The 26288-nt window shown below is 36.6% G+C and carries 26 protein-coding genes; 5 read left to right on the forward strand and 21 right to left on the reverse strand.

What is annotated here, in order from left to right:
* Positions 1–67: 67 nt before the first annotated feature.
* The 3 genes from HCH28_RS15235 to HCH28_RS25450 all read right to left on the reverse strand — a co-directional run bounded on the left by HCH28_RS15235 (position 68) and on the right by HCH28_RS25450 (position 2403).
* Positions 68–511: an SRPBCC family protein gene (locus HCH28_RS15235; RefSeq protein ID WP_221681742.1), complete on the reverse strand. Its 444-nt coding sequence runs from the start codon at positions 509–511 to the stop codon at positions 68–70.
* Positions 512–635: 124 nt separating this feature from the next.
* On the reverse strand, positions 636–2084 hold the full coding sequence (locus HCH28_RS15240) for an Msr family ABC-F type ribosomal protection protein (protein WP_221681744.1): 1449 nt from the start codon (positions 2082–2084) through the stop codon (positions 636–638).
* Positions 2085–2358: 274 nt separating this feature from the next.
* A complete protein-coding gene (locus tag HCH28_RS25450; protein ID WP_115364072.1) occupies positions 2359–2403 on the reverse strand; it encodes an erythromycin resistance leader peptide in 45 nt (14 codons plus the stop codon).
* Between the two features lie 203 nt (positions 2404–2606).
* On the opposite strand from HCH28_RS25450, the gene HCH28_RS15250 reads away from it, so the two are divergent.
* Positions 2607–3446, forward strand: coding sequence for a YitT family protein (locus HCH28_RS15250; RefSeq protein ID WP_004231561.1), 840 nt, complete (start codon positions 2607–2609; stop codon positions 3444–3446).
* A 324-nt stretch (positions 3447–3770) separates the two neighbouring features.
* On the opposite strand, the gene HCH28_RS15255 is transcribed toward HCH28_RS15250, so the two are convergent.
* From HCH28_RS15255 to HCH28_RS15270, 4 genes are all read right to left on the reverse strand, one after another.
* Positions 3771–4679, reverse strand: coding sequence for a D-alanine--D-alanine ligase (locus tag HCH28_RS15255; RefSeq protein ID WP_221681745.1), 909 nt, complete (start codon positions 4677–4679; stop codon positions 3771–3773).
* Between the two features lie 4 nt (positions 4680–4683).
* Positions 4684–6132: a MocR-like pyridoxine biosynthesis transcription factor PdxR gene (pdxR, locus tag HCH28_RS15260; RefSeq protein ID WP_221681746.1), complete on the reverse strand. Its 1449-nt coding sequence runs from the start codon at positions 6130–6132 to the stop codon at positions 4684–4686.
* A gap of 176 nt (positions 6133–6308) precedes the next feature.
* Positions 6309–7763, reverse strand: coding sequence for a sodium/proline symporter (locus HCH28_RS15265; protein WP_221681747.1), 1455 nt, complete (start codon positions 7761–7763; stop codon positions 6309–6311).
* An 86-nt stretch (positions 7764–7849) separates the two neighbouring features.
* Complete coding sequence (locus HCH28_RS15270; RefSeq protein WP_221681753.1) at positions 7850–8731, reverse strand: LysR family transcriptional regulator; 882 nt, start codon at positions 8729–8731, stop codon at positions 7850–7852.
* A 136-nt stretch (positions 8732–8867) separates the two neighbouring features.
* On the opposite strand from HCH28_RS15270, the gene HCH28_RS15275 reads away from it, so the two are divergent.
* Together HCH28_RS15275 and HCH28_RS15280 are read left to right on the forward strand one after the other, a co-directional pair.
* Positions 8868–9563, forward strand: a complete 696-nt coding sequence (locus HCH28_RS15275) for an L-2-amino-thiazoline-4-carboxylic acid hydrolase (protein WP_221681755.1) — start codon at positions 8868–8870, stop codon at positions 9561–9563.
* Between the two features lie 4 nt (positions 9564–9567).
* Positions 9568–10779, forward strand: a complete 1212-nt coding sequence (locus tag HCH28_RS15280; RefSeq protein ID WP_221681757.1) for a Zn-dependent hydrolase — start codon at positions 9568–9570, stop codon at positions 10777–10779.
* 139 nt (positions 10780–10918) lie between these two features.
* Here HCH28_RS15280 and HCH28_RS25455 read toward each other — a convergent pair whose 3' ends face one another.
* Entirely contained in the window at positions 10919–11071 is a 153-nt protein-coding gene (locus HCH28_RS25455) for a GrpB family protein (protein WP_221681833.1), read from the reverse strand.
* A 7-nt stretch (positions 11072–11078) separates the two neighbouring features.
* Entirely contained in the window at positions 11079–11189 is a 111-nt protein-coding gene (locus tag HCH28_RS15290) for a GrpB family protein (RefSeq protein WP_221681759.1), read from the reverse strand.
* Positions 11190–11407: 218 nt separating this feature from the next.
* Here HCH28_RS15290 and HCH28_RS15295 point away from each other — a divergent pair, with 218 nt between their 5' ends.
* The gene (locus HCH28_RS15295) at positions 11408–12190 is read left to right on the forward strand and encodes an ABC transporter ATP-binding protein (protein ID WP_221681760.1); all 783 of its coding nucleotides are present in this window, start codon (positions 11408–11410) and stop codon (positions 12188–12190) included.
* Positions 12187–13806, forward strand: coding sequence for a hypothetical protein (locus tag HCH28_RS15300; RefSeq protein ID WP_221681761.1), 1620 nt, complete (start codon positions 12187–12189; stop codon positions 13804–13806). Before HCH28_RS15295 ends, HCH28_RS15300 begins: the two co-directional genes overlap by 4 nt.
* Positions 13807–13860: 54 nt before the next feature.
* Here the strand turns inward: HCH28_RS15300 and HCH28_RS15305 are convergent, their stop codons facing one another.
* The 12 genes from HCH28_RS15305 to HCH28_RS15360 form a co-directional block, all read right to left on the reverse strand.
* The gene (locus tag HCH28_RS15305; protein ID WP_221681835.1) at positions 13861–15150 is read right to left on the reverse strand and encodes a histidine--tRNA ligase; all 1290 of its coding nucleotides are present in this window, start codon (positions 15148–15150) and stop codon (positions 13861–13863) included.
* Between the two features lie 251 nt (positions 15151–15401).
* On the reverse strand, positions 15402–15833 hold the full coding sequence (locus HCH28_RS15310; RefSeq protein WP_221681762.1) for a MarR family winged helix-turn-helix transcriptional regulator: 432 nt from the start codon (positions 15831–15833) through the stop codon (positions 15402–15404).
* Positions 15823–16104, reverse strand: a complete 282-nt coding sequence (locus HCH28_RS15315) for a transporter suffix domain-containing protein (RefSeq protein ID WP_103118974.1) — start codon at positions 16102–16104, stop codon at positions 15823–15825. The genes HCH28_RS15310 and HCH28_RS15315 overlap by 11 nt, the downstream gene beginning before the upstream one ends.
* A 144-nt stretch (positions 16105–16248) precedes the next feature.
* Positions 16249–17883: a DUF4179 domain-containing protein gene (locus HCH28_RS15320; protein WP_221681763.1), complete on the reverse strand. Its 1635-nt coding sequence runs from the start codon at positions 17881–17883 to the stop codon at positions 16249–16251.
* Positions 17870–18403 (reverse strand): RNA polymerase sigma factor, encoded by a 534-nt coding sequence (locus HCH28_RS15325; RefSeq protein WP_004225288.1) that lies wholly within the window; start codon positions 18401–18403, stop codon positions 17870–17872. The genes HCH28_RS15320 and HCH28_RS15325 overlap by 14 nt, the downstream gene beginning before the upstream one ends.
* Before the next feature lie 258 nt (positions 18404–18661).
* Positions 18662–18898, reverse strand: coding sequence for a small acid-soluble spore protein Tlp (tlp, locus tag HCH28_RS15330; protein WP_004225290.1), 237 nt, complete (start codon positions 18896–18898; stop codon positions 18662–18664).
* A gap of 163 nt (positions 18899–19061) precedes the next feature.
* Positions 19062–20273 carry an MFS transporter gene (locus tag HCH28_RS15335; protein WP_221681765.1) on the reverse strand — a complete coding sequence of 404 codons (1212 nt, stop codon included), beginning with the start codon at positions 20271–20273 and terminating at the stop codon, positions 19062–19064.
* Between the two features lie 142 nt (positions 20274–20415).
* Positions 20416–21414: a LacI family DNA-binding transcriptional regulator gene (locus HCH28_RS15340; protein ID WP_054549715.1), complete on the reverse strand. Its 999-nt coding sequence runs from the start codon at positions 21412–21414 to the stop codon at positions 20416–20418.
* 74 nt (positions 21415–21488) lie between these two features.
* Complete coding sequence (gene allD / locus HCH28_RS15345; RefSeq protein WP_066037927.1) at positions 21489–22487, reverse strand: ureidoglycolate dehydrogenase; 999 nt, start codon at positions 22485–22487, stop codon at positions 21489–21491.
* Between the two features lie 15 nt (positions 22488–22502).
* Positions 22503–23510: a zinc-binding alcohol dehydrogenase family protein gene (locus tag HCH28_RS15350; RefSeq protein WP_221681767.1), complete on the reverse strand. Its 1008-nt coding sequence runs from the start codon at positions 23508–23510 to the stop codon at positions 22503–22505.
* A complete protein-coding gene (locus HCH28_RS15355) occupies positions 23498–24763 on the reverse strand; it encodes a mannitol dehydrogenase family protein (protein ID WP_221681769.1) in 1266 nt (421 codons plus the stop codon). The genes HCH28_RS15350 and HCH28_RS15355 overlap by 13 nt, the downstream gene beginning before the upstream one ends.
* Before the next feature lie 12 nt (positions 24764–24775).
* Entirely contained in the window at positions 24776–26275 is a 1500-nt protein-coding gene (locus HCH28_RS15360) for a UxaA family hydrolase (RefSeq protein WP_221681771.1), read from the reverse strand.
* Positions 26276–26288 lie beyond the last annotated feature (13 nt).

A 26288-nucleotide genomic window follows, 5' to 3' on the forward strand; every position in this document is an offset into this window, starting at 1 on the left:
TGTAATACTGTAGACGACTGGTTATTTAATCGTAATGCTATTTCGATCGTTGACATACTTCTCCTCCTTAATGAACTAGAGAAGCTCGTAAATTGCTAACCCCATTTTCTAAATATCCTTTGAGGCACGTTAATGTATAGACCCAACCCTCTTTTTGGCCCATCATTTTTGTCACAATTTCTGGGTCATGTGCATTTAACCCTGATTCTACAACAGTAATAATTGTTTCACTTTGTGATTCTTCAAAAGTGATGGTAACCATCGTCACTTCACCATGCTCTTCTCCCCAAACAAACACAATTTTTCTATTCACCTCCATTTCAAGCACGGTGATCACACCCTCTGCACGATATTCCTCATATTTAAGCGTAATTCTTTTACCTTCTCCCCATCTTTCAGAACTGCTAGAAAACCAATAATGCCCGATTTCAGTAGGGGAAATAATGGCTTCAAATACTTTATGGGCTGGTTGATTGATTTTTAGTTTCGTCGTCACATCCGTATTTATCATCGTTCATCATCCTTTTTCATATTATCTATCTACACCTTCGCCGAAATTTTCCATTAACCTTCCTTCCTAATAAAAATTCACTAAAAAAGGTGCGATTCTCCTAAGAGAATCACACCTTTTCCACTTAAAATATCTTTTTATTATGAACAGTAAACTGAATATCTGCTACATTGTCGATAAAATTTTTATCATGTGTGACAAAGATTATTGTTCCCTCATAAGCAGCTATAAATTGTTCAAGGGCTTCAAGGGCTTGAATATCTAAGAAATTAGTTGGTTCATCCAACAGCAGAATATTATAATTTCCTAAAAACAGCTGACAAAGCTGAAGACGTATGGCCTCACCACCACTAAGTGTGGTAATTTTCTTTTGTAGATCAGTGCCAGCAAACTGCATGGAATGAAGTACGCTTCGTAATAAACTTTCATCATATTCAGAGCGATTCTTTAAAAATTGTAGCACTGTTTCCTCATCAGCAAACTGGTAGCCCATCTGATGAAAATAACCTATTTTAGCCTTTGGAGAAATAGTTATTCCCTCACCATTATTGGCTATATGTTTTAGTAATGTACTTTTACCACTACCATTGTTACCCGTAAGCGCAATTTTTTTACTTAACGGGATTTGGAAACTGACCTCGTGTAATAGCACCTTATCTTGAGCATATAAAGTGAATCGATCTGCCATAATGGGATACTTATTATGCAATGCCAACGCTTTTGATTGCCGAAAAACAATTTTTCTTTCTTCCTGCACCGCTTCTACTTTTTGAAGCTTCCCTATCCGATGTTCGATAGCTTTTGCTGCACGCTGTACGGCTTTTTGACTTGTGCCTTTGGACTTTGTCATAAACATACGATTAGGTTTAGCGTTAGCCTCTCTTTTAGACAGATTGCCTGCCTGAGCAATTTTTTCAGCTTTTTTCATTTTTTCATCTACAGCTTTTTCAAGTCGGTTCTTTTCTTTCAAATATTGGTCATGAGCCTGATTTTGTTGATCTTGCTCTAATTGCTTTTGCATGACATAATCGCTGTAATTGCCTGAGTAGATCGTTACCTTACCACCATCTACCTCCCATATCGTTGTAACCAGCTCATCTAGTACAGCACGATCATGGCTGATGAGCACGAGTGCCCCATAATAATAACGTAATTCATCTAATAAAAAGGAGATTCCGAGTTGATCCAAATGTGTTGTCGGCTCATCAATAAGCAAAGCTTCCTCATAAGAAGTAAATAATTGTGCTAGCTTTAATCTTGTTTGCTCTCCACCACTTAATCCTTCAGAATACTTAGGTACTGCTAATTTCCCTAATAACTGTGGATCTGCCTCTATTAACGTTGGTGCCTCCATCTGTTCAAAATATCCGAAATGAACATGTCTTTTCAATTTCCCACTTACCGGTTGTTGCTTGCCAGCAAGTAACTTCATCAACGTACTTTTACCTGCACCATTTTTACCAACGATACCTATCCGGTCAAATTGATGCACAGCTAATTTTTCAATATTTAAAAGTTCTTTATCTAAATAAGTAACGACTACATTCTCTAACTCAAAGCAAACCTTTTCCATATTACTACCTCCCGAAATTGATCATTCCGTATCGATAGCGATGGTATCGATACGAGCTTTAATCAAAGCTCGTATCAAAAGAATAATAGACTATACATTTCACTTTCCTCCCTACACTCAATAAAAAAACACAGACAATTTGCCTGTGATGTAAAGTAAAAGAGATTTATTGTAAGACAAGCGTCTCTTTTTCTCATGATGATGAAGATGATTAAAAAAGGACAGACTATCCCATTTACTCTGGTGTCACAAAACAGAGTTTGGCCCTATTCAGTTATTGGTTCAATATTGGGAAACGTAGTCTCATAGCATGTGTCATTTTTTAATAACCCTCCTAGCGGTGTTACGACTATTATAAATTCTGGCTATAATATGTCAAGTTTCCAAAGTTCTCTCTAAAGACACACTAATTACTGTCGATATATCACAAATGAACATTCCAAAAAGTATATCATTTGGTGAAAACCTGATATAGTATGGAATTTAAGAAAAAATAAAATTTGATTTGGTGGTGTTATGTGAATGAAGAAATACGTTATCGATATTTTAATGATTATGCTTGGATCACTGCTTTTTGCCCTAGCAGTTAACTTATTTGTTATTCCAAATGATTTAGGTGAAGGTGGCGTAACAGGCTTAACGATTATTGCTTATTATCTGTTCGGATGGTCGCCAAGTATTGTCAGCTTTGCTATGAATGCAGCTTTACTTATCGTTGGTTATAAATTTTTAAATAGACAAACAACAATTTATACAATCATTGCGGTCTCATTCCACTCTTTATTTTTACATTTAACAGAAACATGGTCTATTTCTTCAGATGAGATTATCGTCAATACAATTTTTGGTGGCGTATTTGCAGGAGTCGGTATTGGCTTGATTATCAGAGTTGGTGGTACAACAGCAGGTTCTACAATTTTAGCGAGAATCACTAACAAATATCTTGGATGGAGTATTAGCTATGGACTTTTATTCTTCGATTTAATTGTTGCTTTTTCATCTTATTTTATCATTGGTGCGGAGGCATTAATGCTAACAATTGTTATGCTGTATGTTGGTACAAAGGTAATGGAGTTTGTTATTGAAGGGGTTAACCCTAAAAAGGCAGTTACCATTATCTCTAAAAAACCTGAAGACATTGCTGGACAGGTAACTGCTTATATGAATCGTGGGGTAACTGTTCTATCAGGTCATGGTTATTATACAAAGGAACAAAAGGAAATCCTGTATATTGTTATTAGTAAACAAGAAGTTGTAAAGCTTAAAAAAATTGTCAAAGAAGTAGACAAGGACGCCTTTATTGCCATTCATGATGTAAGGGACGTTTTCGGAGAAGGCTTTATTGAATTAGCAAAATCATAAAACAGTCAAAACACCTTTTGTAGGTAACAACAAAAGGTGTTTTATGTTGTTGAAAAAATATTCATGTCACTAGCAGAAAAAAGATCTTTTGGCAAAGCGAGGGGGGATTTCCGTTCCGCCAGCGTTCTTTCCAAGGGACGTCCGATGAGTCGCTTAATCCCGTAGGAGTGACGCTGGCTCCATTCCAATCAACCATATGTGCAAAAGTGTCTTTTCCTTATCTTTCATCCTAACAGTAACGATCTAATGACTCATTAGAAGTAGCTTGCAACGGATATCCATTTTCACCTTTCACAAATTCTATCGGCGGTTTTGTTTTTCTATTTACCTATTTCTATCCATCTGTAAAGAGCTTTCGATAATGCTGTCTAATAGTGCTGAATAGCTGATCCCCGCAGCAAGGGCACTTTTTGGTAGGAGGCTATTTTGCGTCATGCCAGGCAATGTATTAACCTCTAACACATAAGGAACGCCATCCTTAATTAACATATCTACTCTTGCATAGACACTGCATCTTAAAGCCTTGTAACTAATCATCGCAGCCTTTGCCACTCGGTCATGAATTGCAAGTGGTAGTTCCACAGGTTCCTCTACTGTAGAAGCATCATCATATTTTGCCTGATAGTCAAAAAATACTGCTGTATGTTTGATTGACAGGACTGGCAATAGCTGTTCATTGAGTATTGGACATGTAATTTCGTCACCAATCAAATACTGCTCAATAATGATTTCGTTATCCCACTTAAATACCTCTGTAATCGCAGCCAATAAGTCACTCCGATCATGGACAATTTGAACACCCACACTAGAACCACCAGCATTTGGCTTAACTACAAGTGGATAACCCATAAGCTCTATATCCTGTAAGGGCAACTCCTCTCCCTTTATGAGATGCACCCAATCTGGAGTTGCGACACCTTCATAGCGAAGGATTTTTTTAGCCATATTTTTATCCATGCACAAACTACTTGCTAGAAGACCGCTTCCTGTATAAGGAATACCTAACGTTTCTAGTACCCCCTGAATCGTACCATCTTCCCCAAACTTACCGTGAAGTGCTAACAAAGCCACATCAATATCACCCACCTTGTCAATTACCTCTTTGTTGTCATCTAATGTGATGGCCACAACTTCGTATTTTTGCTTATCTAATTGAGCGACCATTTCCTTACCTGTCATGATGGAAACCTGCTTTTCAGAGGAAGTACCACCCATAATTACGCCAACCTTCATTTTTTCAACTCCTCATAACGTTTGTCAATGTATCACCAATGATTTGAATACCTCGAATAATATCGTCATCTGCTAACCTAGAAAAACCTAAACGAAATGTATTACTACCTCTCCCATTTGTATAAAATACATCGCCTGGATAAAATACCACGCCCTTGTCATAGCACTTCTCAAGCAACAAACGTGCATCTACATCCTCTTTTAGTTCTATAAAAAGGTGAAGTCCCCCATCCCCTGTTATCCTGCTAAAGGGAAGATATTGCATACAGGCTTGACGGGCAAGCTCATATTTTTTCTTGTAAACAAATCTTGCTTTCTTTAAATATTTTTCAAAGTAACCATCCTGTAAATATTGATATAACACTGCCTGATCCAGGGTTGATGTATGAATTGTTCGAGCTCTTTTCATACTTTCCAAGCTATCAATTAACTCCTTATCTGCTAAAATCCAGCCAACACGTAAGCCAGGGAAAAGAATTTTAGAAAAGCTACCAATATAGACAATGTTATTACCTGTACCACTAAAAGCGATTAGTGGTGCCAAATGCGAACTTGAATACCTTAACTCCTCATTAAAACCATCTTCTACAATGGGTATTTGATATTTGGAGAAAAGCTGAAAAATAGCACTCCTTTTTTCGGAGGAAGTGACAATTCCTGTTGGATTATGATAGGACGGGATAAGATAGGCAAAATCAAAATCCTGATCTGCTAACGTTTCTTCCACCTGTTCCATGTCAATCCCGTCATCTTGCATATCGATGCCATGTATGTCTAACCCATGCAAACGGAAAAGCTTCAATGCTGCATGATGTGTAGGATTTTCACATAGTACACGCCCTGATTTTTTAGCTAAAGAGGACAATAAAATATCTAGACCTTCTGTAAAACCATTTGTAATTAATATATCCTTATTCGAAATGTCCACACCTTTCATCTCCATATAGCTAATAAGATGGTCAATTAAGGGCTTATACCCCTTGGCATAGCCATAGTTCAAGACAATATCTCCTTCAATGGACATCCTTGTGAGAAATGCCCTTTTGAAATTTTCCACATCAAAAAGCTTTTCTTCTGGAGCTATACTAGTAAATGAAATCATACCTTTTTTCCAGTGTATATCTTGTCGTATTAAATCAATTTCATCAGCTAATAAAGTTGTTTCACTCAGCCTTTGTTTCCAATCTATTTCAACAGAAGAAGTTTTCATTGTAGTAACCTTTCCGATAAAATGCCCTTTTCCTTTCAATGCATAGATGATGCCATCTAGCTCTAATTCGGCATATGCGTTCAGCACCGTGTTTCTACTGATTGCTAATAACTTACTAAGTTCACGGGTAGATGGAAGTTTTTGATGTTCCAACAGATGCCCCTTGACAATCATGTCTTGAACATAATCCTTCAATTGTACATAAACTGGTCGTTCATCCATAAGCTTAAAATCACTAAACACTTCCTAACCCCCTTGCTTCATTTTTGCATAAACCCTGTTAACCAAAAAGGTCCACACATTATGTAATTTCCTGTTAGAGTGGTTGCTCTTCTTTCTATCATATTTCAATATGGTCATAAGCATAAAAAGAAAACTCCCCTTTTGAGAAATATATCAGCAAAAGAGGAGTTTTATTATTATTTTAAAATATCATTCAGATCGTTTTCCTTTTTATCAGGACATACTAAAGACAGCACAACTCCAACAATTAAGCAAATAAAGAATGTCGCTGCCTTGGCTGACACAACGGCCTCCATAGGTGACAGGGACCATACAATCGCACTAATAAAACCGACAATAATTGTAGCAATGACCCCAATGCCTGAAACACGTTTCCAGAAAAAGATTAAAAGGATCACAACCGAAAATGTATTGCCAATCCCTGCCCATGCAAAGGATACTAAGCTATAAATCACAGAACCTGATTTGAGTGAAATGATAATACCCACAATCCCACTAATAACAGCCACTAGACGTGAAAGGTGAACCAATTTTTTGCTAGAAATATTCCAACGTAAAGTTTTATGAATTATGTCCTCACTTATCGATGTTGTGATGACTAACAATTGAGACGAAGCCGTTGACATAATAGCTGCTAAAATACCAGCCACAATAATTCCTGCAACCCAAGGTGGTAAAATTTCAAATACCATATGCGGCAATATCATTTCAGGATCTTCAATAGAACCTTGCTTATACAAAGTGGACGCGAAAATGGCAGATAAAAAGGCACCCACATAGACAATTAATGTCCAAATAATCGCCATATTACGGCCAGTAATTCGCTCTTTTTCAGTCGTAATAGCCATAAAGCGAGAGCTCAATTGAGGTTGCCCCCCAAGCCAGCCAAAGAACCATGATAGATTTGTAAATAACATCGCCCCTAAGGCAAGTCCATTTAAGCCTCCAACCCAACTATCCGCACCATTGCCCATTTGTGCAAGCTCTGTTGAAATGCTTAAACCTTGATGTTGAATTTCCATATAAGCTGCAATTGGTACAATGACGAACGAGATCAGCATTAAAAAACTTTGGATTGTATCTGTCCAAACTACGGACATAAATCCTCCCATACATGAATAGGCAATTATTATTGCTCCAATAATAATTGTTCCCCATGTGATGTTGAGTCCTGAAAATGAATAAATCGTTTTACCCATCCCGGAAAATTGAGCTGCTAAATAGCAAACAAAGAATAACACCAATACTGCAGAAGCTAACCAACGAATTATATCTGCGTGCTTTGGAAATTTAACAGCAATATAATCTGTTAGGCTATTCACCTTATATTTTTGTTGCTCTGTCATAAAGCGCTTTGATAAAAATAGCCATGACACAACAACGCCTAAAAGCATGCCAGATAAAATCCAAATGCCAGACAACCCAGCCACATAAATAAAGCCAATTGCCCCTAAAAACATATAGGCGGATTCACCCGTTGCACGCTCTGAAAAGGCTAACGCCCAGCCCGGTAGTTTATTTCCCCCTAGAAAGTAATCATTATGTGATAAATCTTTTTTACTGAAGTAAATCCCTACTCCTAGCATAGCGAGTAAATAGACAAATATTTCAACATAAACAATTGTATGCATATACCCAAAGTCCTCCATCTGATTAATCTAAACAATCCCAATTGGTTTTATCAGATAATAGTTCGGGTTTTTTTAATTGTCAATAACTAATTTTGTAAAAAGGAGGCAAAGTATTTCGATATTTCTACAAACTTCAAAGCTCCTGGAGAAAGATGAATACTGTGTTTATGTGCAATTCCAACCTGTCTAATATAAGCTTGATAAAATTTTTTTCTAATCAGGTTACTTGGTGCATGTAGTAAAAGGGAGTTGGGCACAACAGAAATGCCTAAATTTTCATTGACCATTGTCAAAATGACTTGGTCTACTGATAGTTCATAGACTACATTGGGATGGATTTTATGTTTAGCTAAAATCTTTGATACATCTCGATCAATCGTACGTTTAGGCATAATCCAGCGTTCATCCTGCAATTGCTCTAGAGAGAGCATCTCTTCCTTCGCCAATGGATGCTCCTGTGCCATAATGCAAACAAGCTCATCATTAAAAATCGCATCGAATACAAGATATTTAGAATTTGGTTGCACTAAAAAACCGATATCGACAACGCCATTATGAAGCCATTCTTCGATTTGATCATAATCTCCCTCCATCAAACGTATTTGTAGGTCTGGATGATGTTGTTCGAAATACGCTAAAACCTTTGGTAATAACACCAAGGAAACACTTGGTAGAATACCAACCGATAACGTCCCCCCAATGAGATTTTTTAAATTTGCTACAGAGGTTTCAAGCTGCTGTTGTTGCTGCAATATTTTTGAGATATGTTCGTAAACAATTCTCCCCTCACTCGTTAAAACAATATGATTGCGGTTTCGAATAATTAGAGAAAGCCCTAGTTCTGCCTCTAAATTACTAATCGTATGACTGATTGAAGACTGTGTGAGATTGAGCTTTAAGCCTGTTTCTGTAAAATTCCCTGTATCGATAAGTGTATGGAAAGCAATATATTGTGCTAATGTAGCCATGCTATTCTGCTCCTTTTATGATTTTTTTTCATATTGGATTGTGTAAATATTCATTTGATTTAAATTACTAGCCACCTCTATAATAAAAATAAAATCCAAGTAAATCAATATGATTTGTAATGAGGGGGCTCATAAAATGGCAGAGGAAAAATTAATGATGAAGGCTTTATCTATGGACATAATTACCGCAAAAATGTTTACAGAATTACATCTCTCCATTACAGAGCAGTATGGAGAGCATGGTCGGAGATTAGTACAAAAAGGTTTAGAGGCGTTTGGTTTAAAGGATGCTGAAGCCATGGCGAAAAAAGCAACAGCAGAAGGTGAAAATCATACTTTCTTTGAATACTTACCTCAAATCGTTGTAGGTGAAGAGAAATTTGCTGATTTAACACCGTTTGCTCGATTTTCTAAAATGTTTGCACAGATTGCCAAGCCAGTGGTAGACGAATATGGAGAAGCTGGTGAACAAGTGATTATGCGGGCAGTAGAACGTTTTGGCCATAAGCGGGGCCAAGGTATTGCTCAACGTGCTCGCACAAACGGCCTAGAAAATTCCGTGGAGCATTATTTAACTAACTATGATATGGGTCGTAGTGATTTGTTTGAAATCGAAACCGTTTATAAAGAAAATGAGGTTGAACAAACGTTTACTCATTGCCCATTAGGTCAACAATGGGCAGATGATAATATGGGTAAATATGGCATTATGTATTGTAAAGTCATCGACCCTTCTATTGCTAAAGGGTACAATAAAAGCCTAGAGGTGGTACATGATCAATTTGTTTTACGTGAAGGACAGTGCCACTTCCAATTCCAAATGAAAGAGTGATGTCATGATTAACGGAGTTAGGCTCGTACAGCATCTTCAAGACTTAAGTCAAATTGGTCGTAATGAAAAGACAGGTGGCATTAACCGCTTCTCGTTCACACTAGAAGAAAAGCTGGCCATTGAGTTAGTCACAACTTATATGGAACAAGCAGGTATGAATGTCACAATCGACGCAGTTGGAAACCTTATTGGTACATATGGTGAAGGAAATGAAACCATTATGCTAGGTTCTCACATCGATACAGTACCAGAGGGTGGCAAATATGATGGAGCATTAGGGGTGCTAGCAGCTATTGAAGTGGTACATACTATGCATGAGCAACAGTTGATACCCTCTAAAAAAATTCAAGTTGTCGCTTTTAAGGATGAGGAAGGAACGAGATTTGGCTTTGGGCTCCTTGGCAGTAGTGCAATGGCTGGTCTTTTAACAGAGGAGCAATTACAGCATACAGATGAAGCTGGCATTGCTATTGAAAAAGCCATGAGGGATTTCCATTTATCACCTTATCCTTTAACACAAGTGCATCGTAATGACATAAAAGCTTATTTAGAAATGCATATCGAGCAAGGAAAAGTATTAGAAAATGAAGACCTACCAGTCGGTGTAGTCACAGGTATTGCTGCCCCTTTATGGTTAGAGGTAACCGTAACAGGGGTTAGTGAACATGCTGGTGCCACACCTATGCCCATTCGTCAGGATGCTCTAACTGCAGCAAGCGAAATGATTTTAGCTATTGAGCAACTATCAAACAATACAACAGATTCCGTTGCAACGGTTGGTAAGCTAACGGTCTCTCCAAATGGGACAAACGTTATACCAGGTAAAGTCACGTTCTCGATTGATCTTCGTGATATTGACGAAAATAAAGTAAGTGCATTAGAACAAGAAATTATGCAACAACTTCAACAAATTGCTGAACGAAGACATGTTACATTGACTTCAAAAGTATTGCAGCGAATTAAACCAGCAAAAACGGATGCCATGCTACAACAGCAACTCACTACAAGTATTGAAAAGCAAGGTATACGACCTTATTCTCTCATAAGCGGTGCTGGGCATGATGCAATGAATATAGCTGAAATTGCACCGATTGGAATGCTATTCGTCCGTTCAAAGGATGGTATTAGTCACAACCCCTTAGAATACAGTTCAGATGAGGATATTATTGTAGCAACTAATATTTTTTATGATACAGTTGTTGAACTTGCTAGATAGACTATTATATAGAAGAAAGCCATTCAATATTTTTTTTAGAATGGCTTTTTTACTATTTTTCATAGCCTTCATTTTTAGCTTGAGTAATCACCTATTGAATGAAAGGCTCTTTTTACAGCGTATATGTTGGGCGATTATATTAAAAATGATAGGCATGCTGTTCCTTCAAAGTCTCATATTCATGTGCCGTTTGAGCATTTAATCGAAGATAATCTCGGAACAGGCATTTGTCAATCCATTCACTACTGTTATATTCACTTATATGTAAATGACATGTTCCTTTGCCCCACAGCCCTTTTCTAAAAAACTATTGCAGGGCCAATAGCTTCTTGTATACTTCTTTTTTCATCTAAAAATTGTTCTTCCCAATTTGGATCATAGTCAGACAATACCACTTCAATTTTTTTCATGTAACATTCACCTCACTTTTTGAAATAAGCCGACTATAAATAAAGCGTATTTACCTTAAATTAATAAATCTATTTCGTTTTTCAAATTTTTTTATATAAGAAGATCTCTCTATTTTTGATAGAACTGGTTTCATTTAAACTAAAGGAATATCCTCTCTTTTAATATGATATAGTGTAATTATGGTTAATTTTTCTAAATAACTGAAAGGGGCTATAGAATGGAAGAGATTTTAACAATTACGAATTTAACGAAGAGTTATGGAAACAAGGAAATCTTGAAAGGAATTGACCTTCATGCAGCTAGAGGTGAAATCATTGGTTATATCGGCCCCAATGGCGCGGGTAAAAGTACAACTGTAAAACTTATTCTAGGGCTAGAAGGTGATTATGGCGGCGAAATTAAGCTCTTTGGGAAAAGCATAAGGCAAGATCAAATTGATTATAAACGGCGAATTGGTTACGTTCCTGAAATCGCTGATGTTTATGATAACTTAACAGGCTATGAGTATTTAACCTTCATCGGCCAGCTATATGGATTAGAGCTAGAGGAGGCGGCTGACAAATCCAAATCACTAATGGAACTGTTTGGAGTTGGTGAAGCGTACCATTCTAGAATTTCTTCTTATTCTAAAGGCATGCGTCAAAAACTACTAATTATTGCAAGCCTAATACATAATCCAGACCTGCTATTTTTAGATGAACCGATCAATGGCCTAGACGCAAACAGTGTCATGATTTTTAAAGAAATCTTAACGCAACTAGCTGCTAACGGAAAGACTATATTTTACTCATCCCACATTATGGATGTCGTTGAAAAAATCAGTAGCCGTATCATTCTGCTGTATGATGGAAAAATCGCAGCGGATGGAACATTTGCCCAATTACAAGCAGATAATACCGAAGGAACTTTAGAAAGGATTTTTAACCAGTTAACAGGATTTCATGAACATCAGGAAATCGGAGAAAAATTTGTGTCCGTCGTTCGTGGTGGACAATTATGACAGATTTCAAAACGCTACGATTGCTTGATAAATTCCGATGGCTTTTTATAAAAATGGGCATTGATTATGACATGATGAGAAAAATCCTCCATATAAAATTAACGATGGATGAACGGAAAGTACCTACCCTATTTAATCAAAACAAAAAGAAAGACAATCAAAAGTACGGCTACATTAAGTCTCTATGGATTTATATGTTATTCGGGCTTATACTTATCCCGCTTATGGGATTTGGTCAAAATTTTCTATTTCAGATGAGTATTGCCTTTGCAATGATCATCTTTTTGATTATGACTTCATTGATTTCTGACTTTTCTTCTGTGCTTTTAGATATACGAGATAAAAGCATACTTTCAACTAAGCCTATTTCAGCTAAAACAATTAATGCAGCAAAATTTATGCATATTTTTATTTATTTATCTTATTTAACATTGGCCCTAACAGCCATCCCTCTAATAGTCAGCCTTTTTACTCAAGGAATTGTATTTTTTATTTTAACAGGTCTAGAGATTCTATTAATGAATTTATTTATAGTTGCCATCACAGCCATTTTATATATTGCCATTTTACGCTTCTTCGATGGTGAAAAGCTGAAGGATATGATTAATTATGTACAAATCGCTTTATCTCTAATGCTGATGATTGGCTACCAAGTTCTTATTCGATCCTTTGAATTCGTCAATTTAGATATGGTAGTATCGTTTCATTGGTGGAACCTCTTCTTAATACCGATGTGGTTCGCTGCCCCTTATGAACTCATACTGCATGGTGACACATCCTTATTGACAGTCATTTATACCATCTTAGCAGTGATTGTACCTATTATTTCGATTTGGATCTATATTAAACTCATACCAACCTTTGAACGCAATCTCCAAAAACTGCTAAGTACAAGTAAGTCTAAAAAGGAAAAGAACAATCGACTAAAGTCGTTTTTATTAACCATTGTGTGTAGAACACACGAGGAACGAGCTTTCTATCGCTTCGCAGCTCTGATGATGAAGCAAGAGCGAGAGTTTAAGCTAAAGGTCTACCCATCTTTAGGCTTTTCATTTATTATTCCCTTTATTTTTATGTTTACTTTTAGCCGAGGGGAAGAAGTCGATTATGCTAGTAGTATGAGCTATTTAAATATCTATTTTAGTATGATGATTATACCATCCGCTGTCCTTATGCTTGGTCACTCTGCTAAATATAAGGCCGCATGGATTTATAAAATGCTACCGCTTAAAGATTATACAGATTTACAAAAAGGTAGCTTAAAGGCATTTTTAATTAAATTGTATACTCCGTTATTTTTAGTACTAAGTATAGTCTTTAGCTATATTTATGGTATTCGAATTATCCCTGATTTACTAGTTGTTTTGGTCACAAGCTGGTTATATACCATCCTTTGTTTCGTCATGATGACAAACAAATTACCCTTTACCAAGCCCTATGATGAAGTTAACGATGCACAAGGCTGGAAGATTCTTTTATTATTGCTTCCTTTAGGTTTACTTGTAGGGCTGAACTATTTGATAGCTCAGATAACATACGGTGCTACTATATATTTCATTGTGCTTTTCTTCATCAACATTTTGATATGGAAACTGGTTTTTAAATCGGAAAAATAACCAAAAAAACGGCTCAAATCCTCTAATAGAGTGGGATCAGCCGTTTTTTCCATGCTATGGTGTTGAAAAGATAAACGCAACGATTTCTTCCTCACCGCTTTTCATATCTTTTATTTTATACATATTTTGATTGACCTCGTTATCTCCAAATACAATAACCTTTGGCGTGTTTTCACGATTGGCTTTTTCCATCGCCTTTTTCACTTTTTTCCCACTTAGCTCAACTTCTATTTTATATTTTTCTCGCCGTAATGCAGTTGCTAGCTTTAGTGCCTCTTTTTCTGTTCCCAGAGGAATAATATAAATATCCACGCTAGGAGCGTTTTGCTCTATTTTTCCCGAAAGCTCCAATGCTGTATAGATGACATCTAAACCAAATGAAATACCAACAGTAGCATAGGTTTGATTTGCCTCTAAAAGGCCACCAATTGCATTGTCATAGCGCCCTCCACTACCAATACTTGAGCGGATTGTTCCATCTGCTAAAAAAATTTCATAAATTGATCCTGTGTAAATTTCAAGTCCTCTCGCTAAAAATGGATTGAAAATACATTGCTCACTTATTCCAAGTGCCTCTAAATAAGAAGTTAGTTCCATTAATTCCTGTAAACCTTGTTGTAAAAAAACATTCTCGGTCGCGAATCCTTCAAAATACGCCATACTTATTTGAGGACGTTTATCTAAAAAGTGCTTTATTTTATGAATACTCTTATCTGATAACCCCAATGCCTTCAATTCATCGAGCATTGTTTTCTCTTCTATTTTTTCAATCTTATCTAACGTTAAAATAACTCGATTCATTTGATCCTGTTCAACCTCAAATAATTGCAGCAGACCGACTAAAAGCTTGCGATTATTAAATTGGAGATTAATTTTCAATTTAAGTTGGTCAAAGGCATCTATCGCCATCATCATTAGCTCCGCCTCAGCAGCCTGTGACTCTACTCCAACAATATCAACATCACATTGTGTAAATTCACGAAAACGACCTGCCTTAATCGGGCCATCTCGAAACACTTTGCCAATCTCATATCGTTTAAACGGCATAGTAATCGCTGGATTCATCGCTACAACTTTTGCAAATGGAATCGTTAAATCATAGCGTAACGCTAAATCTCGCTCACCTCGATCTGTTAATGTATACATCTCCTGTAAAATCTCAGCACCACCAGCATATTTAGAAGCCATCAGCTCTGTATAGTTAAGAATAGGTGTTTCTAACGGCCTGCAGCCATAGGCTATAAATGTATCTTCTAACGTACGTCGTATCACACGACGAGTAGCCTCCTGATCTGGTAAGTAATCTTGTGTTCCTCGAACATTTTGGTAGTCCATTTTTTTTATCATCATTTCCTCCTCATTTTTAGAGCAATAAAAAAACCGTATAACGATAAAGCTTCAAATCAGCTTTATTTATACGATTACATGAGAAATAGTCTTCCTATTCAATATTAATAATTTAATAAAGATAGCAAGACTAGTGATTATGATGATGTTTTATTGTGAATGCTTGGACAAGAGTAATGACCATGTTTATTCCCCCTTTTATATTAAGGGTTACTATAAGACACACCCGATAAAATGTCAAACTTTTTCTAAAATTCATACAGTATTTTTTTCATTTTTTCTAGAGTAGCTAACATTTCAGCTAACTCTTCAGTTGTTAAGTTAGTCTGGTACTTTTCTGTAATCTGTTGACTAAAGGCATCAACTTTCTGTTTATATAATAGACCCTTCTCACCCAATTCAACAGAAAAGGCACGCTTATCCTCCTCATGTTGCCTTTTTACTATATAGCCATCCTGTTCAAGCTTGGTTAATTGCTGACTCACTGCACTTTTTGTAATAGCCATTTTATCTGCTAGTTCTGAAGGTGAGCAGGACGGATGACGCATCACTAATGTTAAAAGAACATATTGCTGATTATTTAAGGAGAAATTAGTATAAGCTCTTTCCATTTTCTCAAGCATGATCCAAATATCTTCAATAGTTTGATTTATTTGCTCCGCTACCTGGTTATTCTTCATTTTTTTGAGTGTCACCTTTTTCTCGCCATTTTTTAGGATTTAGATAGCTTTTAAATTTGTTGGCTACTTCTTTTCCAACAAGTAAAGCACCAAGCCAAAATAAGATTTCAGCCAAAATAATACTTCCTGGTATAATTCCTGCCTTTACTTTTGTAGGTATCGGTGTGAAAGGTGTAATAATTGGGATTAACCATAAAGAAAGTGAAAAGATAATAATACCTAATCCAAGCTTATAAGCAAAAGATTTTTGTGTTTTTTCGTTAGAGGTCATGTATCTTCTCCTGTAATAATTAATTTATTTAAGTTAACTAAACTATATGATACATTTCTTTTTATGTAAAGCTCTTTAATCTTTATAGCAAAAATCCCATCTATTTGAATAGTAAAAGTCAAATAGATGGGATTACTAATTTAGTTATTTTCCAAATGTAAGGGGTATACGTAGCTCATCATTTGCCTTGTTAGTTAAATATTTATAAATTAGAATTTCTAGCTCCTTCTTGTCAAAATTCTCATAAACATCCATTCTTTTATTATTTTCAAGAATGCCCATAAATTCAGGCGTCCCATAGATTTTTTCTTTACCCTCTAAATAATAGGTTTGATTGACTCCAGCAAATCCTGGATCCGGGCTTAATGATTCGACATAAAGGTTATTGTCCTTTATATAATAAGTCCATGAAATTGGGTACCCTGCTATATTAGATGTTACACTTTGAGGCTTTGCTGATATGTTTGTTAATTGAATTGAATTGTCGTCTCCGTATAAACCTTCAACACGGTTCTTAGCAACGAAAGTTAAAGACTGATTTTCCAAAGAAGCTGCATTTAGTCCATTTATTTCAAAGCGTAGCTCTGTTTCATTAGGATTTCCATCCTCACCCGAAATATACCCAGTCAATAAAGTTCCACCTACATCCAGTTGATAATCCATATAAGGGAAAGTTTCGTATTTTTCTTGAGTAAGAATCAATCGAACTTGGGTCGGTGTAACCGTCATTTCATGAATTTTAGTTCCACCAGGCACATTGTCAATTGGAATATCTAGTACTTTCTTAAATGACGTATTTTCCAGTTGTTTTTTAGAGAGATTTAGTTGCATATTCCAAGTGCTTTCTTTTGTTTCTAGTATGCGATTATAAGAAATTTCGAATTTAGTTCCCTCTTCTTGTAAGGCTTCAGACTCGAATAGTTGCTGACTAAAATATTCTCCTTTTGCTCCCTGTTTTCCCATGAAAGATCTTTTCCCTGTTTCAATTGAATGATTCGTATTATTAATCGCCTCAATGAATATCCCTGTATTTCGGACTTTTAAATCTGTAAGTGTAACTGCCGTTTTAAGCAATATTTTACCCTCATCTTGTGCAAAAGATTGAATAGACACCGTGTCAACTCCATCCTTTTGAATAGGGAACACTTGCGTAGTTAAGTCATTTGGATTATAGTCGATAGAATATTTCTTATCGCTGATGAATTGAATATTCTCCATCATAAGCTCCACATCTGTCATCTGTCCTTCAGCAACCCAATCCGTTTCAAAATAACCCTGAAAGGTACCAAGCTCCTCATTCCAAGAATGTGTATAATTCCCTTCAATAAAGTTACCCTTTGAATCTTTCAGCCTGGTATGTTCAAAGCCTATATCCTCTCCATCCCAAGAGGCATCAGGTTTCAGACTATACAAAAGAAAGGTTCTGTTATCATCGATAAACGCCGTATGTACAGTTAGCGTAAACCCATCCTTCGTAACAGATTGTTCAATCGTCTGCCCTAAGCCTTGATCTAATGCAGACTGAATACCAGCTCTATAAGAAAGAATAGTTGACCAATCATAATTCAGTGCTGCGTAGACAGGTGTAGCCATTAGAGCGACGGCTAATCCTGCAACCAAAACAAATCTCTTTCTTTTTCGAGGTAGAACTTCGATCGGTTCATCTACCATTTTTAGTTCATCCTGCTGGATACTGTTCCACATTTGTTCAAAGTCAGGATACTTTATGTTATGGTCTGTGTTCATCTCTTTTTTCAATTTCTTTTCAATGCGTTCCAAATTGATTCTCTCCCTTCAACCATAAATTTTGATTTTGTTCTAGTTTTTTGCGCATGATTTTCAATGCCTTATGGAGTCTCGATTTCACTGTTCCCACTGGAATCTTTAAGGTTTCCGCAATTTCCACTAATGATAGCTCACCAATGTAGCGTAGGGTGACAACAGCCATTAACTTTTCTGGTAGCTGTCTGAGTAGGGCCTCCCATTCCTCCTCAGCTGCCTTCTCCAATACAATGGTATCTACAGATTTAACTGATGCCGTAGTTTGCTCCTGCAGCAACTGTACCTGACTCACTTTTTTTAACTGAGCTTGCTTTCTTTTAAGCAAATTTAAACATTGATTCATCGCAATTCGTAAAATCCAAGCACGTGTATGCTCTACACTTCTCCAATCCTGACGAAAGACGGTGACAAATACATCATGGCAGAGATCTTCCGCATCTTGGGCATTCCGTAGCATGTAATAACAGGTACGGTAAACATCTTTGTTGTATGAATCGAATAATTCACGTTCTGTCAATCCAAGGCACTCCTTTCTGATGGTTCTACGTTATAAACAAATGATTACTAGAAAAGGTTCATTTTTTTAAGAAATTCATATACGTACTTTTTTAATTTAGTGTTTATGTAAAAAAATCCAGTTAACATGTGCAAAATAAAAACAGATGGCAATATAGAAGTCCATTATGGAACATCTAATCCATCTGTTTTTGCCAACTGGGGAATGGTAAGTGTAGGCAATATCATGAATCACATTTGATTCTTCTAGAAACTAATTTTAAATTTCACCTTTTTTTCGTGCTGTCATTTCATCTTTCATTTCCTCTTTTAAAGCTTCAATTGACTGTTTACGTCGCTTATTTTTTTCCTTTAGCCTGTTACTTTCTAGAGGATCTGCAAATTCCATACTCATTTCTGCTTCCTGCACTTTCTCTTCAGTATTTTTAACAATATCACGAATGCGTTCAACATTATTGGATCGATCATCTGGTTTTCGATGTCTTAAATTAGCCATGTTAACCTCCTCAAATTGTGACATAAGGTTATTTTGGAATGATTTTATCATTATATGAGTGCTAACTTTTACTAAAATAACATCCTTTAATCGCTATCTGTCCAATAATTCTACCTTCATTAGAAGCAATTAAGTTTCGCCATTTAATAGCCTGACAGGACTTTTAGACAATCTCTTCCTTCAAACCTTCATAGGCAGATTTTGAATGCATAAATACATATAAAACTAGAGAGATGAAAATTGCTACGATTCCAAAGGCGATGCAGACCATTTGTAGGGAGAGCCATTCCGCTAGCAATCCTAAGGCTAACGTAAAGACAATCTGTAGCACATTAATGACCATTGTGGAAACACTACCAAAACGGCCCATAATTGATGTGGGTACACTTATTTGATAAAAGGTGCTGTAGCCTGCATTACAAAATGACATACATATTCCTAATGCTATAAAGCTAACAATCGCCATTATCACATTCGGTGAAGAGTAAAACAATGTATAGCAAATTGTGGTCAAAAGCAGACCATAAACAATATACTGTCTTGTTGAAAACCTTTTTGCATAGCGAGCAGCCATTGCTCCACCAATTATTGCCCCCATCCCAGCGATACTAACGATGACACCGTATAGACTATCTGAAGCTTGTAGGTTTTGTTTAATAAATGTTGCTTCCTGTGAGTCTAATGCAAAGGCAATCATCAATGCACCTTGAAAATAAAGAAATACTTTGGCAAAGACTTGCTCTTTTTTAATATAAGCGTAGACAATACCATAATCCTCTTTTAGCATCCTCCAAGTAATAGGTTTTCGGTGCATGGCCTGATGATCTTCTACTGCAGGAAGCTTAAAAATAGAGAGCGCGCAGATAAAGAACGTCAATGCATTAAACCAAAACGCTACGTATACATTGGAAATGGCAATGATAAACCCAGCCAATGCTGGCCCAATTAAAAATGAGCCTGAGCTAAACATTCCTAATATTGCATTAAAGGATTGTTTATCTTCGTCTGGAATATATTTTGAAATATAATAGGTACTACTTGGTCCAAAAAAGCTACTTGCTATATTAGATAAAAATAATACGCAATAGATGAGCCAAATAGAGGACGTAAAAGGTAACAATAAAATCAATATGCCACGAATAATATCACTATAGATCATTAATTTTTGTTTATTCGATCGATCAATAATGGAGCCTGCAAAAAAGCTTGTTAAAATTCGAGCAATCGGTCCTACAATAAATATACTCGCCATAGCAGTAGGCGACTCTGTTAAATGCCAAACTAATAAATTGAGGGCAACTAGATTCACCCAATTTCCTAAATACGAGAAACCAAAGCCAAATAGCATGAGCCAATACTTCCTAGCAATGCTCATAAGTCCCCTTTCTATCACCAAAATGAATGATTGGTCTTTTTTGACATAAAAGTATTCCCTTAGATAATCATATCTATCGATGAATATCGGTGCAACTAAAAATAGCAACCCTTAGCTAAATTCATAGCTTTGGGTTGCCTTTTTAGTTAGTTGAATCTCGATCGATTAATATCGGTTTGAAGCGATATAGTTTTTGGTCATCAGCTAGATGTTCTTTTTTAATTTTTGCTAAGAGCAATGATGCCGCTTTCTGTGCCATTGGTAAAATGGGCTGTTGCAATGTTGTAATGGAAGGTGTTAAAAAATTGGCATATGGTACATCATCCACAGCAATTACTTGTACATCATTAGGCACATGTAAGTTTCTTTTTTTAATATAAAGCATTAATTCTTGGAAAATACGATCATTTGCCGCAATGATTCCCCTTGGTGGTTGCTCCAATGTAAATAATTGATTAAAAATCTCTGTCATCTGAGCTGGCTCACCATTTTTTATATAGCGCTCATCGATCAACAGATTCCTATTTCTGAGCGCTTGACGAAATCCTTCTAAACGTTCGACACGAGGAGTAATCGGTAAGGCTAAAGAAGTAGTGATAATGGCTATTGGTTGCTTTCGAAATGTCTCCACTGCCGTATCCATGGCAGAAAAATTATCAAGCAATACAGCAGGAATATCTACTCCCTCAATAAAACGGTCAATAAAAACGATTGGCATTGCTTGTTGATGAAGCCTTATGTAGAGATTTTTGTTTTCTCCTGTTGGAAAAACGATTAAGCCATCCACCTGTTTTTCTAGTAAAGTTTCGATATGTTTTTTCTCTTTTTTAGGGTTATCCGCTGAGTTACACACAATCATATGAAAGCCTTCTTTATCGAACTCTGCTTCCAATGCATTTATTATTTTTGTTGAAAAGTCATGGATAATATTCGCCACAATAATACCAATTGTAAAGGTAGATTTCTGTTTTAAGCTACGAGCCATTAAATTTGGACGATATTGCAATGCTTCAATAGCCTCTTCAATTTTCTTACGAGTCTCTGCACTCATATATTCATATCGCTTATTCAAATATTGCGATACTGTACTATTCGAAACATTTGCATATTGTGCAACATCGGCAATTGTTGTTTTTTTCACTAAAATCAATCTCCTACCTATAATATGAAAACTCTCCTTGGTATTATGTAGCATAGCATACTTTACTGGTTAAATTAACTAGTCAAATAGTTATATACTTGTTCAGGTAAGTCAATGCCCTTATCCATTGTTTCCACACTACGTATCTGTTCAATTTCACCAGGCACTAGTACCTGATCAAAATTTGGTGCTGTTGGCGCATCATGTAATTCATTTATCATTTGCGAGATATTTGCTTTGAATTGATCTACATCTCCAAAAATATTTGGATCTAATACATATAAATATTGTCCTAGATTACGTTTCTGTTCGTAATCACCATACATTTTTGAAATGTGAGGACCAAAAGCTGCACTTGCTAAAATTCCAGAAAGAACATCTACTACAAGTGCCATACCATATCCTTTTGGCCCTGCAAACGGTGTTAAAGATTTTACTTGGTGTGGGTCTGTAGTTGGTGCTCCTTGTGCATCAACTCCCCATGTATTTGGAATTGTCTCCCCTTTTTCACGTGCATATAGAATTTTCCCTAGCGCTACATTGCTTGTTGCCATGTCCAAAATAATCGGTTTATCGTTGGTTGGAAAACCGTAAGCAATTGGATTCGTACCAAAGTAAGGCTCTTTTCCGCCAAAAGGAACAACTGCGGAGTCCGTTTGAGAGCACATAATAGCAATTAAATTTTCACTCGTGGCTTGTTCAAGAAAATAGCCGAGTGCCCCACAATGGCTACTCTCTTGAATAATCGTTGTACATGAGCCATGTTCCTTAGCCACTTTAATGGTTTCATCCATAGCTTCCTTACAAATGACATGCCCAAAGCCATTATCCCCCTTAAAAAGAAGGTGATTTGTGCCTCTTTTTTCTACTGAAAAATGAGGGTTTTTCGTTATTCCACCTGCCTGTAAACGTGTTATATAATGCTCCACGCGCATAACACCGTGAGAACTGACACCACGTAAATCGGCATAAATCAAAACATCTGCTACTTGCGCTGCTGTTTCAGCTTCAACACCTTCAGTTGTGAATTTTTGAACTACTATTTTTTTTAATGCTGGTACAGAAATATTCATTGAAAATCCTCCCCATTATTTAAAATAGATTTGTGCTTTATTTGTGTTGTATTGTTTTGCCTCAAAGTAAGAAATAGCTTCATCGAATGCAATATGCTTCGTAACATAGCCTTTCTTTATAGCTCCTGACTGCATGTAGTTCATAACCGTCTCAAAATCTTCTAACGTAGCATTACGGCTGCTCTTCAATGTTAATTCCTTTGAATGAAATTCAGGATCATTAAATGTAATGGTTTTCTTCATTAAACCAATAAACACTAATGTGCCACTATTTTCTACGTATTGAAATGAGGATTCCATTGATTGTTGATTGCCTGTTGCATCAAAGACAACTGTAGGAAGTTCACCATTAAATTTTTCATGTAACTGCGCCATTATGTCATGGCTACCAACAATCACACCATCCGCTTCCGACCATGCCTGTCCTTCTTTTAAACGTTCTTCGTTCAAATCCATTAATACTGTTTTTGCACCGCGTAACTTAGCAAAACGTGCTGCTCCTAATCCAATTGGCCCTGCACCGATAACAAGTACTGTATCATTTTCTGTTAGTTCCGAACGACGTACTGCATGGGCACCAATAGCTAATGGTTCCACAATGGCTAATTGGTCACCTGACACAGCATTATCAGTAATTACAATACTGTCATCAACTACGATATATTCACCCATACCACCATCCATATGTACACCTAATACTTTCAAAAATTTACAGCAGTTTGTTTGACCTCGACGACATGCAACACACTCTCCACAATGGATGTATGGAATAACTGTTGCACGATCTCCTACTTGGATGTCCTTAACTGCTTCACCGACTTCTTCCACGATAGCAGCTAGTTCGTGGCCTAACACTCGTGGATAACTAAAGAATGGTTGTTCACCTGCAAAAGCATGTGTGTCTGTTCCACATACACCAATATGCGTGATTTTTAATAAAACATCATGACTTCCTTCAATACTAGGCTCGTCTACTTCACGTTCCACCATTTGAAACGGTTCATTAATGATTAATTGTCGCATGCTATTGCCTCCAATAAACTAGTAATTGTAGATAATTGCTGAATAACCTCTGCTGCATCACACTGGAAATATTGTTCGATAAATTGTTGCATTGGCTCTGACTGACCTTGTTCAAAATAGTTATGGATTTCAGTCAGTTTTTCAATAATTTGATCAGATTCACGCACGGAAAAGCGTGTTGGATTCATTGCAAATATCCCTATTGCTAAAGCTTGATAGTATATTTCTGTTTCAGCGTAAGGGGCAATACGTGTTTGCCACTTGGATAACTCATTTAATTGAATATCATATAGCTGATGCTCAATAAATGGATTTAAAAAACGTTCAAAGACATCTTGCTGATAGTGCTCATCCACTTGGAAGCGTTGGGTAAAATCGTTTGTTACTTTTTCAATAAAGGCTCGAACACCTGCATGTGAAAATGCCTCTCTTACAGTTGTATAGTTAAAAATCTTGCCGAATGCTGAAAGCAAAATATGACTACCATTTAAAATGGCAACTTTGCGTTTTCGATACATGTCTAAATCATCAAAGACAAAAGGGAAATCATGACTTGTTGGCCAATGTTTAAATGGCTCTTTTTGGTCAATTATAAATAAGAAATACGGTTCACAAACTGTGTAAAGGGCATCCTCCCCCTGATAATCCTGTGGATAACCTGTTACAATACGGTCTACAAGTGTATTACAAAAAGTTAACGTAGCAAGCCAATCATTAAATGCTGTAGGCAACTTCCAGTCTTTAGCATGCTGTAGACAAATTGTTTTTAATGTAGAACCATTCTGTTCTATTAATTCCAAAGGCACAATTGCCACTTGTTTTTCACCTTGAAAATGTTTGTAATATTGTTCTAGAAAGACGGTTAACTTTGCTGCATAGCTTGTGGGACAAGCCGTAGGATAAGGAATATTTTCATAATAAATCCCTGCCTCTGTTGTATTAGACACAATCATTTCTAATGTCTCAGACTGTGCATATTGTAAAAATGTAGGCCAGTTTTCATATGGATGAATAGTATCTTGAATAATCTTAATAGTGGTTTCTTCTTCTACGACCTCACCGTTTTTTAGCCCACGTTCCATCACAGTGAATTGCAGCTGTTGTTCTTCTAGCAGTTTAACTGTTTTTCCTCTTGCTGTTGCTGCGACAGAAACAATACTGCAAGGGACTTGTAGTTTTTCAACTGCTAGGTCAAAAAAGCCTCTGATAAAATTCCCATCACCTATTTGCATAATTTTAATAGGATGTTTCATGTCATTTCTCTCCTACATCGTCACGCCATCTTTAAAAATGGCGATTTCTTTGAATCCATATTTCTCATTATTCGTTTGCACTTCACCTGAAGCTAGCGCTACTATATAATCCATAAATTCATCGACTAATACATCCATCGGCTTCCCATCCACTAACTGCCCTGCGTTAAAGTCAATCCAATTTTTTTTTCGTTCATAAAGTGGTGTGTTTGTTGAAATTTTGACTGTTGGTGTAGGTCCTCCAAAGGGTGTTCCCCTACCAGTTGAGAAAAGGACGATTTGGCAGCCTGTTGAGGCCAGTGCTGTTGTTGAAACAAGATCATTTCCTGGACCGTTTAGTAAATGTAGCCCCTTTGTTGTCATACGTTCGCCATAATCAAGCACTTCTTTTACCTCTTGAAAGCCCCCTTTTTGTATACAGCCAAGTGATTTTTCTTCCAATGTTGTTATTCCACCCGTTTTATTTCCTGGAGAGGGATTTTCATAGACAGGTTGATTATATTTCATAAAATACTGTTTAAAGTCATTTACTAAATGCACAATATCCTCAAAAACAGAGGCATCTTTTGCACGTTCCATTAAAATTTGTTCAGCACCAAACATCTCTGGAACTTCCGTTAACACCGTTGCACCTCCAGCTGAGATCAACTGGTCAGAAAATACACCAATCATCGGATTAGCGGTAATGCCAGAGAAACCATCACTACCACCACATTTCAAACCAATTTTCAGTTCTGAAATAGGTAATGTTTGTCTGTCAAATGTCGTCACATAGTCAAAGGCTTTTTCAAGCAGTTGTTGACCCTCTTCCATTTCATCTGCTGATTCTTGAACATTTAAAAAGGAAACGTGTTGTTCATCATAATGACCAATTGTTTTCTTAAAGAGCTCAATATAATTGTTCTCACATCCTAGCCCTAATACAATGACTGCCCCTGCATTAGGGTGATGAATTAAATTAGCTAAGATTTTTTGTGTATACGTTAAATCATCACCAAGTTGTGAGCAACCATATGGATGAGCGAAATGCTGTACACCATCAAAATTGTCAGCCTTCAATAATTGGTTGCCTAACTTCGCCAAGTTTTCAGCTACTTTGTTAATACATCCAACAGTATTAATAATCCAAATTTCATTTCGAACACCAACCTGACCATCTTTCCTACGATACCCCTTGAACATGCGCTGTGCATGACGAGACTCGGCTACGGGATGTGTTTTTGGATTAAATTCATAGCTTAATTCACCCGATAAATTGGTTTTCATGTTATGGGAGTGAACCCAGCTACCTGCTAGGATTTCTTCTGTCGCATGACCAATTGGAAAACCATATTTCGTGATGTGTGCATCTTTAGAAAGAGTCTTGATGGCGATCTTATGCCCACGTAGTACTTGTTGCTGTAACGTTATTTCCTTTCCATCCAATGGAAGTAAAAAGCCTTGAGGAAGATCACTCAAGGCTATGGCAACATTGTCCATCGGATGAATTTTAATAACTGATTGATTGTTCATTTGAATCCATCCT

This window comes from Lysinibacillus sp. K60 (assembly GCF_019731275.1).
GTDB classification, from domain to species: domain Bacteria; phylum Bacillota; class Bacilli; order Bacillales_A; family Planococcaceae; genus Lysinibacillus; species Lysinibacillus capsici.

Coding starts and splice junctions, on each gene's coding strand:
- HCH28_RS15235 (WP_221681742.1), bottom strand. CDS start 511: ATGATAAATACGGATGTGACGACGAAACTAAAAATCAATCAACCAGCC.
- HCH28_RS15240 (WP_221681744.1), bottom strand. CDS start 2,084: ATGGAAAAGGTTTGCTTTGAGTTAGAGAATGTAGTCGTTACTTATTTA.
- HCH28_RS15250 (WP_004231561.1), top strand. CDS start 2,607: ATGAAGAAATACGTTATCGATATTTTAATGATTATGCTTGGATCACTG.
- HCH28_RS15255 (WP_221681745.1), bottom strand. CDS start 4,679: ATGAAGGTTGGCGTAATTATGGGTGGTACTTCCTCTGAAAAGCAGGTT.
- HCH28_RS15265 (WP_221681747.1), bottom strand. CDS start 7,763: ATGCATACAATTGTTTATGTTGAAATATTTGTCTATTTACTCGCTATG.
- HCH28_RS15270 (WP_221681753.1), bottom strand. CDS start 8,731: ATGGCTACATTAGCACAATATATTGCTTTCCATACACTTATCGATACA.
- HCH28_RS15275 (WP_221681755.1), top strand. CDS start 8,868: ATGGCAGAGGAAAAATTAATGATGAAGGCTTTATCTATGGACATAATT.
- HCH28_RS15280 (WP_221681757.1), top strand. CDS start 9,568: ATGATTAACGGAGTTAGGCTCGTACAGCATCTTCAAGACTTAAGTCAA.
- HCH28_RS15290 (WP_221681759.1), bottom strand. CDS start 11,189: ATGAAAAAAATTGAAGTGGTATTGTCTGACTATGATCCAAATTGGGAA.
- HCH28_RS15295 (WP_221681760.1), top strand. CDS start 11,408: ATGGAAGAGATTTTAACAATTACGAATTTAACGAAGAGTTATGGAAAC.
- HCH28_RS15300 (WP_221681761.1), top strand. CDS start 12,187: ATGACAGATTTCAAAACGCTACGATTGCTTGATAAATTCCGATGGCTT.
- HCH28_RS15310 (WP_221681762.1), bottom strand. CDS start 15,833: ATGAAGAATAACCAGGTAGCGGAGCAAATAAATCAAACTATTGAAGAT.
- HCH28_RS15315 (WP_103118974.1), bottom strand. CDS start 16,104: ATGACCTCTAACGAAAAAACACAAAAATCTTTTGCTTATAAGCTTGGA.
- tlp (WP_004225290.1), bottom strand. CDS start 18,898: ATGGCTAATTTAAGACATCGAAAACCAGATGATCGATCCAATAATGTT.
- HCH28_RS15335 (WP_221681765.1), bottom strand. CDS start 20,273: ATGAGCATTGCTAGGAAGTATTGGCTCATGCTATTTGGCTTTGGTTTC.
- allD (WP_066037927.1), bottom strand. CDS start 22,487: ATGAATATTTCTGTACCAGCATTAAAAAAAATAGTAGTTCAAAAATTC.
- HCH28_RS15350 (WP_221681767.1), bottom strand. CDS start 23,510: ATGCGACAATTAATCATTAATGAACCGTTTCAAATGGTGGAACGTGAA.
- HCH28_RS15355 (WP_221681769.1), bottom strand. CDS start 24,763: ATGAAACATCCTATTAAAATTATGCAAATAGGTGATGGGAATTTTATC.
- HCH28_RS15360 (WP_221681771.1), bottom strand. CDS start 26,275: ATGAACAATCAATCAGTTATTAAAATTCATCCGATGGACAATGTTGCC.